This is a genomic window from Dietzia sp. B44 (genome assembly GCF_014145245.1).
Classification (GTDB): domain Bacteria; phylum Actinomycetota; class Actinomycetes; order Mycobacteriales; family Mycobacteriaceae; genus Dietzia; species Dietzia natronolimnaea.
Window position 1 is genome coordinate 1 of the sequence record NZ_JAALEF010000274.1, and the last position, 12,077, is coordinate 12,077.

The window sequence follows — 12,077 nt, forward strand, 5'->3', positions numbered from 1 at the left end:
TCGGGCCGGTGTGGGAGGACGGGGCCGTCGTGCTGGCGTGGGCGTGCGCCCCGGCGCTGTGGTGGCTCGAGACCGTCGCGGACGTCGCCGTGTCCCTGCCGGGGTCGCCCGACGTGGCGCCCGGGTGATCCCGCGCCTGTGGTGACGGACCTGCGTGGCACGATGTCGGGTGAGTACGACGACGAGGAGCGCCCATGACACCCGGTTCTTCACCCGGCCCGCTGCATCTCGTCCTGGGCGAGGACGAGTTCCTCACCGAGCGCGCCACCGCCGGTGTCGTGGCGGCCGTGCGGGCAGCGGCTCCCGCGGGGGAGGATCCGCCCGTGGTCTCCCGCCTGGGGGGACCGGAGGTCGGTGCACCGCAGCTGTTCGAACTGCTCTCACCGTCGCTGTTCGGCGAGGCCCGGATCGTGGTGATCACCGGTGCCGCGGAACTGGGCAAGGACGCCCAGGCGGCGGTGATGGGGTCCGCCGTCGACCTGCCGGACCAGACGGTCATGGTGGTCCAGCACACGGGCGGGGGTCGGGCCAAGGCGCTCGTACCGGACCTGCGTAAGGCCGGTGCGCAGGAGCACGCGGCCGGCAAGCTCTCCCGCCACATGGACGTGGTGGGATTCGTGCGCTCGGAGTTCCGGGGTCTCGACGTCCGGGTGGCCCCCGAGGCGTGTGAGGCCCTGGTGGAGGCGGTGGGCACGGACCTTCGGCAGCTGGCGTCGGCGTGTGGCCAGCTGGTGGCCGACACCGGGGGGAAGGTCGACGTCGAAGCGGTGCGCCGCTATCACTCCGGGGTCGTGGGGGTCAGCGGGTTCACCGTGGCCGAGCGCGCGGTCACCGGGGATGTGGCCGGCGCGATCGAAGCCCTCGAATGGGCCATGCACACGGGGGTCCCGCACGTCGTGTTGGCGGACGCTCTCGCGGACGCCGTGAACTCGATCGCCATGGTGGGCACCCAACGGGGCACCCCGCCGGCCGAACTGGCGCGGCAGGGCCTGCCTCCGTGGAAGGTCAAGAAGGTCACCGCGCAGACCCGGTACTGGTCCATCGACACCCTCGGCAGCGCCCTCCAGGTGGTGGCCCGCCTCAACGGCGAGGTCAAGGGGCAGGCGGAGGACACCTCGTACGCGCTCGAGCGGGCGGTGCGGGAGGTGGGGTCACTGGCCGGCGTCGCCTAGAACGCGACGAGGGCCCACCACGCGCACTCGATCGGTGCGGGGGTGGGCCCTCGGAGCCTCATCGCGGCGGCTAACGACGCGGGGCTGTGCTCCCCGACTGGGGGAGCGGGTCGCCTCAGAGCGCGTTGACGGCCTTGGCGAGCGACGACTTCTTGTTGGCGGCCTGGTTCTGGTGGATGACACCCTTGGTGGCGGCCTTGTCGAGCTGACGCGAGGTCGCGACGAGGAGGGCGCCGGCCTTGGCCTTGTCGCCGGCCTCGGTGGCCTCACGCAGGCTGCGGATGGCGGAACGCAGAGACGACTTGATCGACTGGTTGCGGAGACGGTTGCGCTCGTTGGTGAGGTTCCGCTTCTTCTGGGACTTGATGTTTGCCACTGGTCACACCTTCGGTCGTGTGTCGACGGCTCCGCGGGGGATCCGGTCGATCTGATGTCATGTCTCTAGTCCGCTCGAATACGCGTAGCGCGATCCGGTGGACACCGACGACCCACTTTACCAGCGGCGGCGTCCCCGGCCAAAACGCGTGACGAGTGGGCGAGCACCCGGTCGGGCCCATGTCGGGCTGCCCGCCACCACCGCCCGTCAGCGCCAGCCGTAGTCCGAGCGCAACCGGTCCGCGACCCGGTCGAACGTGGCGCGGGAGCAGACGGCCCCCTCGCGCCGGATGCCCTGTTCGGGCACGTCCAGCACGCGGTCCAGGCGGACCCAGCTCGGGCGGCCCTCCGGGTCCCACGGCCCGGTGCCGAGCCTGAGCCACCCCTCGTCGTCGTCCCGCCTGTCCTGCGACGAGAGCATGAGGCCGAGCAGTCGATCGCCGTCGCGGCCCACCACCAGGACCGGACGGTCCTTCCCGCGTCCGTCGGCCTCCTCGAACTCCACCCACGTCCACACGATCTCTCCCGGATCGGCCCGGCCGTCGAGGTCGGGTGCGTAGGAGACGGTCCGCGCGCGGCTCGACGTGGGCACGGTCCCGGACGTGGTGGGCCGTCCCGCCCCCACGGCCCCACGCGGCGCGGCGGAGGAGATCCCTCGATCCTCGAGACGCCGACGCACCTCGAGGGCCACCGTCGGTCCGTATCGTCGGCTCATCCGAGCCGCGGTGCGACCCATCCGGGCCCAGTCGATCGCCATGTCCGCCAGGGTAACGGCATCTAGGATCCCGGTTCATGGACATCCTCTTCGCGGTCGTGTGGTCGGACGACCCGGAACGTGCCGGGCCCGACGCCTCCCGGTTGCGGTCGGACATCGCCCGGGTGGTGGACGGCCCGCTCGCCGACCTCGGGGTGACCGAGTACGTGGTGAACGTCCGCGACGAGGCGGTGGCCGGCGCGATGATCGACGTGCAGGTGACCCCGAGGCCCGTGCTCGCGGCGGTCCGCGCGCGGGTGCCGGTGGCCTCGGGCACCGCGAGCACCAACGTCCTCGACGCCCTTCGCGGGCTCGGCCCGGTCTCCGCGTGGTCGGTGACCGCGTCGGAGCCGCTCGGCGTACCGGATCCGGGGGAGGACGGGAGGTGTCCCGGGATGGCCAACCTGGCCTTCCTGCGCCGGCCCGGGCGGCTGGACCGCGACGAATGGCTGCGCGTCTGGCTCGAGGAGCACACGCCGGTGGCGATCGAGACGCAGTCCACCACCGCCTACACCCAGCACGTGGTGGTCCGCGCACTGACCGGGGACGCGCCGGAGATCGCGGGGATCGTCGAGGAGGTGTTCCCGATCGAGGCGGCCGGGGACCTCGGGGTGTTCTTCGACTCCCGGGGCAGCGATGAGAGGATGAGCCACAACATCAAGGCCATGACCGCCTCGACGGCCCGGTTCCTCGACGACGGCACGGTCGACGCGATCCCCACGGGACGGTACGTGATGCGTATCCGGAGCCCGCACGTGTGACAATGGGGGCATCGCCCGGTCGGACCGCACCCCGCCACGCCCGGGCCCGCCTCCAGGAGTGATCGAGATTCCCAACTTCGCAGAGACGACGTTCACCGATCCGGCCAGGATCAGGAACTTCTGCATCATCGCGCACATCGACCACGGCAAGTCGACACTGGCCGACCGCATGCTGCAGATCACCGGTGTGGTCGAGGAGCGGCTCATGCGGGCCCAGTACCTCGACCGCATGGACATCGAGCGCGAACGCGGCATCACCATCAAGGCGCAGAACGTCCGCCTGCCGTGGGTGCCGCGCTCCGGTGCCCACGAGGGTGAGGAGATCGTGCTGCACATGATCGACACCCCGGGCCACGTGGACTTCACCTACGAGGTCTCCCGTGCCCTCGAGGCGTGCGAGGGGGCGATCCTGCTGGTGGACGCCGCGCAGGGCATCGAGGCCCAGACGCTGGCCAACCTGTACCTGGCCATGGAGAACGACCTCGAGATCATCCCGGTGCTCAACAAGATCGACCTCCCCGCGGCGGACCCGGACCGCTTCGCCGAGGAGATCTCCCACATCGTGGGGTGCGAGCCGGAGGACGTCCTGCGGGTGTCCGGCAAGACGGGCGTGGGCGTCGAGGAACTGCTGGACAAGGTGTGTGACGTGATCCCCGCGCCGGTGGGCGACCCGGACGCCCCGGCCCGCGCGATGATCTTCGACTCGGTCTACGACACCTACCGCGGCGTGGTCACCTACGTCCGGGTGTTCGACGGGACGCTGAATCCGCGCGAGAAGGTCAGGATGATGTCGACGGGGTCGACGCACGAGGCGCTCGAGGTCGGGATCATCTCGCCGGAACCCAAGGTGACCAAGGGGTTGGGCCCGGGCGAGGTCGGGTACCTGATCACCGGGGTCAAGGACGTCCGCCAGTCCAAGGTCGGTGACACGATCACCAGCGCCCGCGGCGGGGCGGAGGAGCCTCTGGCGGGGTACAAGGAGCCCAACCCCATGGTGTTCTCCGGGCTGTACCCGATCGACGGGTCCGACTACCCGGTCCTGCGCGACGCCCTGGACAAGCTGCAACTCAACGACGCGTCGCTCGACTACGAGCCGGAGACCTCCGTCGCGCTCGGTTTCGGCTTCCGCTGCGGTTTCCTGGGTCTGCTGCACATGGAGATCACCCGGGACCGGTTGGAGCGGGAGTTCAACCTCGCCCTGATCTCCACCGCGCCGAACGTGGTGTACCGAGTGGTCGCCGAGGACGGAACCGAGCACCAGGTCACCAACCCGTCGTACTGGCCCGAGGGCAAGCACCGCGAGATCTTCGAGCCGATCGTCAAGTGCACGATCATCGTGCCCAGCGAGTTCGTGGGCACCGTCATGGAACTGTGCCAGTCCAAGCGCGGCGAGATGAAGGGCATGGACTACCTGTCCGAGACCCGCGTGGAGCTGCGCTACGTCATGCCGATGGGCGAGATCATCTTCGACTTCTTCGACTCGCTCAAGTCCCGCACCAAGGGATACGCGTCGATGGACTACGAGGAGGCCGGCGAGCAGGCGTCCGATCTGGTCAAGGTCGACATCCTGCTGCAGGGGGAGGCCGTGGACGCGTTCTCCGCGATCGTGCACCGGGACTACGCGCAGGCCTACGGCAACAAGATGACGGGCAAGCTCAAGGAGCTCATCCCGCGTCAGCAGTACGAGGTGCCCATCCAGGCGGCGATCGGCGCGAAGATCATCTCCCGCGAGAACATCCGCGCGATCCGCAAGGACGTGCTCTCCAAGTGTTACGGCGGCGATATCAGCCGTAAGCGCAAGCTTCTCGAGAAGCAGAAGGAGGGCAAGAAGCGCATGAAGTCGATCGGTCGCGTGGACGTCCCCCAGGAGGCCTTCGTGGCCGCGCTGTCCGCGGACTCGAGCGCGGACAAGAAGTGAGCGCGGACGAGTAGTAGCGGCCGTCGGGTCCGCCCGGGCTCACGCCCAGGTCCTCGCTCTGTGTCGCCGTACGGCGGACCGATTGGTGCAGCGGGTCGAGCAGTACCGTTTGCGTCCGTTGCGGGTGGTGTCGGCGAAGACGTCCGCGCAGTCGTCGGCCGCACACCGTGCCAGACGGTCGATGCCGCGTGAGGTCAGGTGGAGAGCGGTGCCCACGGAGAACATGGCGGTGAGCAGACGGGCGAACGAGACGTCGTCCGCGCGGTAGTGCACGTGCCAGTGGCCGTCGTGGTCGGTGAGGCGCGGCGGCGCCGAGTGGTCGGCGAGCAGGGCGTTGAGGGCGTCGGCCCGCCCGCGGGGGTCGGTGGTGTCGACGACGACGAGCCAGTCGTCGAGAAACGTCAGCACCTCCTCGAGGTCCTCGTCACACGCCCCCCGGTCGATGGTCACCCCCGATTCGCGGCAGCGGTCCACCAGTTCGCGGGTGGTGCGGGGGCGGCGGTTCGCCAGGTCGGCGGCGAGGGTCACCGGATCGGCCCCGTAAGGGTTGATATACACAAACCGATTACAGCACAGTGATCGGTATGCCTCAGTCATTCGCGGGTCTGGCCGCGTCCCCGGCGGTGGGGGTCTCCGTGTGGGTCCTGGCCGCGCTCGTGCTGGCCGCGTTCGTCGCCGGCTGGGTGGACTCGGTTGTCGGCGGGGGAGGACTCATCCAGCTCCCGGCGCTGGTGCTCGGACTGCCCGCGGATGCCTCGACCCCGGAGATCCTCGGGACCAACAAACTCTCCTCGGTCGCCGGGACGCTGGTCGCCTCCCTGACCTACCTGCGCCGGATCCGGGTGCCGATCGGGATGGTGCTCCCGCTGGTGGTCGCGGCGTTCGCCGGGTCGGCCGCCGGCTCGTCGGTCGCCAGGTTCATCCCGAGGGACCTGCTCACGCCGGTCGTCCTGGTGGCCGTCATCGTGGTGGGCGCCTACATGTGGTTCCGGCCCACCATGGGTCGCACCCACGAGAACCGGTACACCGGGTGGGCGCGCATCTGGCGATCGGCGCTGATCGGTCTGCTGATCGGGTTCTACGACGGGGTCCTGGGTCCGGGGACCGGGTCGTTCTTCGTGATCGCGATCGTCGCGTTCCTGGGCTTCGGCTTCCTGCAGGGGACCGTGGCGGCCAAGCTCGCCAACCTCACCACCAACATCGCCTCGATCCTGGTGTTCGGCATCCACGGCGAGGTGCTGTGGCTCATCGGTGGCTGTATGGCGGTGGCCAACCTCACCGGGGGGTTCATCGGCGCGCGGATGGCGATGCGACACGGCAACGAGTTCATCCGGGTGGTGTTCCTCGTGGTCATCGGCATCCTGGCGGTCAAGTTGGCGTGGGACACGGTGGCCCAGTGGACGTGAGGCGTCCCGCGGAGCCGACGTAGACTCGCCCCCATGACCCTCCCGAGCCCCGAACCCGGCCGCCACCCGCTGCTCGACGAGTCGCCGTTGCCGTACGGGTTGCCCGACTTCGCGGCGATCGACGAGGCGGAACTGGAGCCGGCCATCCGGACGGCGATCGACGACCACGCGGCCGAGGTCGCGGCGATCGTGGCCAACCCGGAACCGCCGTCCGTCGCCAACACGGTCATCGCCCTCGAGCGGTCGGGCCGGGCGCTCCACCGGGTCCTGTCGGTGTTCTACGGGCTCCTCGGTCCGGATGCGACCCCCGCCCGGCTCGACGTGGACCGGGTGGTCTCGCCGCTCCTGGCCGCCCACGGCTCGGCCGTCATGACCGATCAGGGCCTCCACGCGCGGGTCGACGCCGTCCACTCGGCGTTGGAGTCGGGGGAGCTGGAGGTCGACGACGAGACCGAGCGGCTGATCCGTCGGCATCACCGTGACCTCCTCCGGGCGGGTGCGGGACTCGACGAGGCGGGCCGCGAGCGGCTGACGGCGATCGACACCAGGTTGGCCGAACTGACCACGGCGTTCGGGGAGAACCTGCTCGCCTCCACCGCCGAGCTCGCCGTCCCCGTGACCGACGAGGCGGAGCTGGCCGGGCTGCCCGCGTCCATGCGCTCATCGCTCGCCGCCGCGGCCGCGGAGGCGGGACGCGAGGGTTGGCTCATCCCGCTGGGACTGCCCACGGTGCAGCCGATCTCCGCGTGGCTGGACCATCAGGGTCTGCGGCGGCGGGTCATGGAGGCCTCGCTGCGACGGGGTTCGACCCCGGAGCACGACAACTCCCCGATCGTCCTGGAGATCGTCCGGCTCCGCGCCGAGCGCGCGCACCTGTTGGGGCTGGGCTCCCACGCCGAGCACGTACTCGCCGTGGAGACGGCCGGGTCGCCCGAGGCGGCACGAGGTCTGCTGCTCGACGTGGTCGACGCCGCCGTCACCAATGCCCGCAACGAGGCCAAGGACCTGCTCGGCGGGGAGGACCGCGAGTTGAACCCGGCCGACTGGGCCTGGGAGTCCGAGCGGCTGCGCGCCGACCGCTTCCAGGTGGACGACGGACGCGTCCGGCCGTACTTCGAGCTCGAGCGCGTGCTGCGCGACGCGGTCATGCACTCGGCCTCCGAGCTCTACGGCCTGCGCTTCGCCGAGCGGACGGACCTGCGCGGATTCCTCCCGGACGTCCGGGTGATCGAGGTCTTCGACGACCAGCGGGACCAGCCCGACGCCGGGATCGGTCTGCTGCTCCTCGACTACTACGCACGTCCGACCAAGCGGGGCGGGGCCTGGATGAGTTCGTTCCGCGACCAGTCCCGGCTCCTGGATTCGCGTCCCGTCGTCGTCAACGTCATGAACCTGTCCCGCCCCGCGGCGGGTGAGCCGACGCTGCTCACCATGGACGAGGTCACGACGATGTTCCACGAGTTCGGGCACGCCCTCCACGGCCTGCTCTCGGACGTGGAGTACCCGGTGTTCTCCGGGACCTCGGTGCCCCGCGACTTCGTCGAGTTCCCCTCACAGGTCAACGAGATGTGGGCGCGCCGGCCGGAGATGCTCGCGCGATACGCCCGGCACGTGGAGACGGGGGAGCCGATCGCCGAGGATCTGGTCGCGCGGATGCGGGAGGCCGAACGCTTCGGTGAGGGGCAGGCCACCGTCGAGTACCTCGCCGCCGCCCTACTGGACCTGGCCTGGCACTCGCTGACCCTCGAGGAGGCCGAGGCGGTGACGGATGTCGACGAGTTCGAGGCCAGGGTGCTCGCCGAGGCGGGACTCGACGTCCCCGGCGTCGAGCCCAGGTACCGGTCGCGGTACTTCCAGCACATCTTCGCCGGCGGGTACTCGGCGGCCTACTACTCCTACTTCTGGGCCGAGGTGCTCGACGCGGACGCCGCCGAGTGGTTCGCCGAACGTGGGGGACTGAAGCGGTCCTCGGGGGACGCGATGCGCCGTGAGGTCCTGTCCCGCGGCGGGGCGATCGACTTCCTCGACGCCTACCGGGCGATGCGCGGTGCGGACCCGAGTCCCTCGGCGCTGCTGCGCCGCCGGGGCCTGGACAGTTCGGTGGTGGGCGGCCGCGAGGTCGCCACCGCCGGCCGGTCGTAGGATCGATCCGTGACGGCATTCCTCGAGTTCTGGGACAGGGTCGAGCTCTGGCTCGCCACCCTGCCGTTCCCCCTGCAGGTGTTCATCATGCTCGCCGCCGGAGTCCCGCTGTTCTTCCTGGTTGCGGTGGTCGTCGAGCGGGTGGCCGATGTGCTCGTGCACCGGTTCCGGGGGCTCGTCGCCGCCGGGGACCCCGAGACCGGGAAGGAGGTCCTGTAGATGCCCCGGTCGCGTGTGACTCTCGCCCTGATCCTGCTGATCGCGCTCGTCGTGATCGCGTGGCTCATCCTCGACGTCTGGTGAGGACGGGCCGTCCGCGGAACCGACTCTGCGGGACGGACTCCGGACGTACACTCCCTCCATGCAGCGCCTGAGTGGACTTGACGCCAGCTTCCTCTACTTCGAGACCAGGGCCCAGCTCCTGCACGTGTGCGGGTTGATCGTCCTCGACGGGTCCGAGATGAACGGCGGCTACTCGTTCGACGCGCTGCGCGCGGAACTCGCCCGCCGTGTCACCGGGATGCCGGGTTTCCGGCGCAAGTTGCACGACTCACTGCTGAACATCGACCACCCGGTGTGGGTCGAGGCCGAGGACTTCAACATCGACCACCACCTCCACCGGGTCGGCCTGCCGGAACCGGGTGGTGACGAGGTCCTTGCCGAGTTGTGCGGTCACCTGGCCAGCCAGCCGATAGACCGATCGATGCCGCTGTGGCAGATGTACGTCATCGAGGGGCTGCCCGACGGACGGTTCGCGGTGTTCGCCAAGATGCACCACTCGACCGTCGACGGCGTCACGGGCGCCAACATGATGTCGCAGCTGTGCTCGCTCACCCCGGAGGATCCGTCCCTCGACCAGGAACTGGTGCAGGAGACCGCCGGAGGCTCGGGAGCCCTCGAACTGGCCGTCGGCGGGGCGTTGTCCCGGCTGGCCACCCCGTGGCGTCTGGCCTCGCTGTTGCCGGGGACACTGGGTGTCCTTCCCTCGTGGATCAACAGGGCCCGCAAGGGTCTCGCCATGCCGGCACCGTTCACCGCCCCGCGCACCCCGTTCAACCGCACCATCACCGGGCACCGGTCCATCTCCTACGCCAGTGTGGACCTGGACCAGGTCAAGCGGATCAAGAACGCCTTCGGCACCACCGTCAACGACGTCGTGCTGGCCCTCTGCTCGACCGCCCTGCGCAACTACCTCGACGATCTGGACGAGTTGCCGTCGAAGCCCCTCATCGCGATGGTCCCGATGTCGGTGCACGCCGCGGAGTCACGCCCCGGCACCAACCGGGTGTCGGGAATGTTCATGTCGCTGGCCACGGACATCGACGACCCGGTCGAGCGTCTGGAGTCGATCCGGGACGCCAACACCGTCGCCAAGGACCACACCGACGCACTCGACGCCAATCTCCTGACCGACTGGGCGCAGTTCGCGGCGCCGTCCGTCTTCGGTTCCGCGGTCCGGATGTACTCGCGCCTGAGGCTCTCCGAGCGCCACCCGGTGGTGCACAACCTCATCATCTCCAACGTGCCCGGTCCGAACATCCCGCTGTACTTCCTCGGGGCCAGGGTCACGAAGATGCTGCCGATGGGGCCGGTGTTCCACGGCGCCGGCCTCAACTGCACGGTGATGTCGCTCGACGGAGAGCTGCACTTCGGGTTCATCGCGTGCAAGGACCTCGTTCCCGACCCCTGGCCCATGGCCCGCGCGGTGAGCGAGGCCATGGAGGAACTCGTCGAGGCCGCCGAGAAGCGCGAGGCGAGCGGGACCCCCACGGCGGAGCGGATGTCCGCCGCCGAGTTGGCGCAGTTGCGGAAGGACCTGAAGAAGGCGGGCCGTCAGTCGTCCGCGAGCAAGGACGGGGCCGCCACGAACGCCTCCGACCGACAGCGCCCGGCCAAGAAGGCCCCGGCAGAGAAGACGACCGCGGAGAAGACCCCGGCGGAGAAGACGACCGCGAAGAAGGCCCCGGCGAAAAAGGCTCCAGCGAAGAAGGCTCCCGCGAAGAAGACCTCGGCCACCACCAAGACGACAGCCGCCAGGAAGTCGACCGCCCACAGGAAGACGTTCACCGCGACCAAGCCGACCGCCGAGAAGACCACGGGCCGGACCGCCCCCGCCTCGACATCGGCTAATGAGAAGTCGGCCTCCAGGACCGCCGCCGCGAGGAAGACCTCGGCCCGGAAGACGTCCGACAAGCCCACGGGTTCCAAGCCCGTCACCCCCGTCGAGCGCACGGCCAACCCGTCATCCGGCACTGTGGGCTCCGTGCCCAGACCAGACAACTCTTCCGCGTCCGAACCGGCGACCGGTACCGCCACGGGGCCCGACGCTGCCGCACCGACCTACAGCGCCCCGGCCGCCACCGTTCCGGACGAGGGGCCCGCGACCTCCGAGTCGGGGGGCGGTGAGACCGGGGGCGACCGCGTGACCGGTCAGGCGTGACGACCGGGGCCCACGATCCGGCTGGTCTCGCCCTCTCCCCGCCGCCGCGCGACCCGCGGGCGCCGTTCGGGATCTACCTCCACGTCCCGTTCTGCGCGTCCCGCTGTGGCTACTGCGACTTCAACACGTACACGGCCGGGGAACTAGGGTCCGCCACCTCGCCCGCCGACTGGGAACGGGCGGCCGCACTGGAGATCGAGCGGGCGGCGTCGGTGCTGGCCGGGTCGGGCACCCCGCCGAAGGTCGACACCGTCTTCGTCGGCGGCGGAACCCCGTCGCTGGTGGGTGCGGACGTCCTGGTGGGGATGCTCGATCGGATCCGGTCGACGTTCGGGCTCGCGCCCGGAGCCGAGGTGACCACCGAGAGCAATCCCGAATCCACCTCCCCGGAGTTCTTCGGACGACTGCGCGAGGGCGGATACACGCGGATCTCGCTGGGGATGCAGTCCACCGCGGCGCACGTCCTGCGCGTCCTGGACCGCGCCCACACCCCCGGTCGCCCGCAGGAGGCGGTCGCCGAGGCCGCCCGAGCCGGGTTCGACCACGTCAACCTGGACGTGATCTACGGGACGCCGGGGGAGACCGACGACGACCTCGCCCGCACCCTCGACGCCGTGGTCGACGCAGGGGTGGACCACGTGTCCGCCTACTCGCTCATCGTCGAGGACGGCACCGCCCTGGCCCGGAGAATCCGTCGGGGAGAACTGCCCGGGACCGTCGACGACGTGCTGGCCGACCGCTACGAACAGGTGGCGGAGCGACTGTCGCGCTCGGGGTTCCACTGGTACGAGGTCTCCAACTTCGCGACCGACGAGTCGGGTTACTGCCGTCACAACATGGGGTACTGGCGCGGCGGTGACTGGTGGGGGATCGGACCCGGGGCGCACTCCCACGTCGCCGGTGCCCGGTGGTGGAACCTGCGCCATCCCGCGCGCTACGCCGCGGCGTGCGACGCCGGGGACCTCCCGGTCGAGGGCGGGGAGCGACTGCACGACGACGACCGTCACCTCGAGCGGATCATGACCGGCCTCCGTCTGGCCGAGGGGCTCCCCGACGGGGCGTTCACGGCGCAGGAGAGGGAACGTGCGGACCTCCAGGTGTCGGCGGGA

At 70.2% G+C, this 12,077-nt stretch carries 9 protein-coding genes and 2 pseudogenes; 8 read left to right on the forward strand and 3 right to left on the reverse strand.

Annotated features, from left to right (window positions below):
• Nucleotides 1–194: 194 nt before the first annotated feature.
• Nucleotides 195–1,172, forward strand: coding sequence for a DNA polymerase III subunit delta (gene holA / locus G6017_RS09650; protein ID WP_182611081.1), 978 nt, complete (start codon nt 195–197; stop codon nt 1,170–1,172).
• Between the two features lie 115 nt (nt 1,173–1,287).
• Here the strand turns inward: holA and rpsT are convergent, their stop codons facing one another.
• Together rpsT and G6017_RS09660 are read right to left on the reverse strand one after the other, a co-directional pair.
• A complete protein-coding gene (gene rpsT, locus G6017_RS09655; RefSeq protein ID WP_179524952.1) occupies nt 1,288–1,548 on the reverse strand; it encodes a 30S ribosomal protein S20 in 261 nt (86 codons plus the stop codon).
• 207 nt (nt 1,549–1,755) lie between these two features.
• Nucleotides 1,756–2,304 (reverse strand): type II toxin-antitoxin system PemK/MazF family toxin, encoded by a 549-nt coding sequence (locus G6017_RS09660; protein WP_182611082.1) that lies wholly within the window; start codon nt 2,302–2,304, stop codon nt 1,756–1,758.
• 35 nt (nt 2,305–2,339) lie between these two features.
• Between G6017_RS09660 and G6017_RS09665 the strand changes: the two genes are divergently transcribed.
• On the forward strand, nt 2,340–3,062 hold the full coding sequence (locus G6017_RS09665) for an EthD domain-containing protein (RefSeq protein ID WP_182611083.1): 723 nt from the start codon (nt 2,340–2,342) through the stop codon (nt 3,060–3,062).
• Nucleotides 3,063–3,120: 58 nt separating this feature from the next.
• Nucleotides 3,121–4,980: a translation elongation factor 4 gene (gene lepA / locus G6017_RS09670; RefSeq protein WP_179524955.1), complete on the forward strand. Its 1,860-nt coding sequence runs from the start codon at nt 3,121–3,123 to the stop codon at nt 4,978–4,980.
• 39 nt (nt 4,981–5,019) lie between these two features.
• On the opposite strand, the gene G6017_RS09675 is transcribed toward lepA, so the two are convergent.
• The gene (locus G6017_RS09675) at nt 5,020–5,538 is read right to left on the reverse strand and encodes a CGNR zinc finger domain-containing protein (protein ID WP_179524956.1); all 519 of its coding nucleotides are present in this window, start codon (nt 5,536–5,538) and stop codon (nt 5,020–5,022) included.
• 26 nt (nt 5,539–5,564) lie between these two features.
• Here G6017_RS09675 and G6017_RS09680 point away from each other — a divergent pair, with 26 nt between their 5' ends.
• From G6017_RS09680 to hemW, 5 genes and pseudogenes are all read left to right on the forward strand, one after another.
• Nucleotides 5,565–6,386: a TSUP family transporter gene (locus G6017_RS09680; protein WP_182617134.1), complete on the forward strand. Its 822-nt coding sequence runs from the start codon at nt 5,565–5,567 to the stop codon at nt 6,384–6,386.
• A gap of 33 nt (nt 6,387–6,419) precedes the next feature.
• Entirely contained in the window at nt 6,420–8,528 is a 2,109-nt protein-coding gene (locus G6017_RS09685) for a M3 family metallopeptidase (protein ID WP_182617135.1), read from the forward strand.
• A 9-nt stretch (nt 8,529–8,537) separates the two neighbouring features.
• Nucleotides 8,538–8,747 carry a hypothetical protein gene (locus G6017_RS09690; RefSeq protein ID WP_179524959.1) on the forward strand — a complete coding sequence of 70 codons (210 nt, stop codon included), beginning with the start codon at nt 8,538–8,540 and terminating at the stop codon, nt 8,745–8,747.
• Between the two features lie 142 nt (nt 8,748–8,889).
• Nucleotides 8,890–10,278 (forward strand): annotated as a pseudogene (locus tag G6017_RS09695) (WS/DGAT/MGAT family O-acyltransferase); the annotation flags it as partial.
• A 686-nt stretch (nt 10,279–10,964) separates the two neighbouring features.
• Nucleotides 10,965–12,077 (forward strand): annotated as a pseudogene (gene hemW, locus G6017_RS09700) (radical SAM family heme chaperone HemW); the annotation flags it as partial.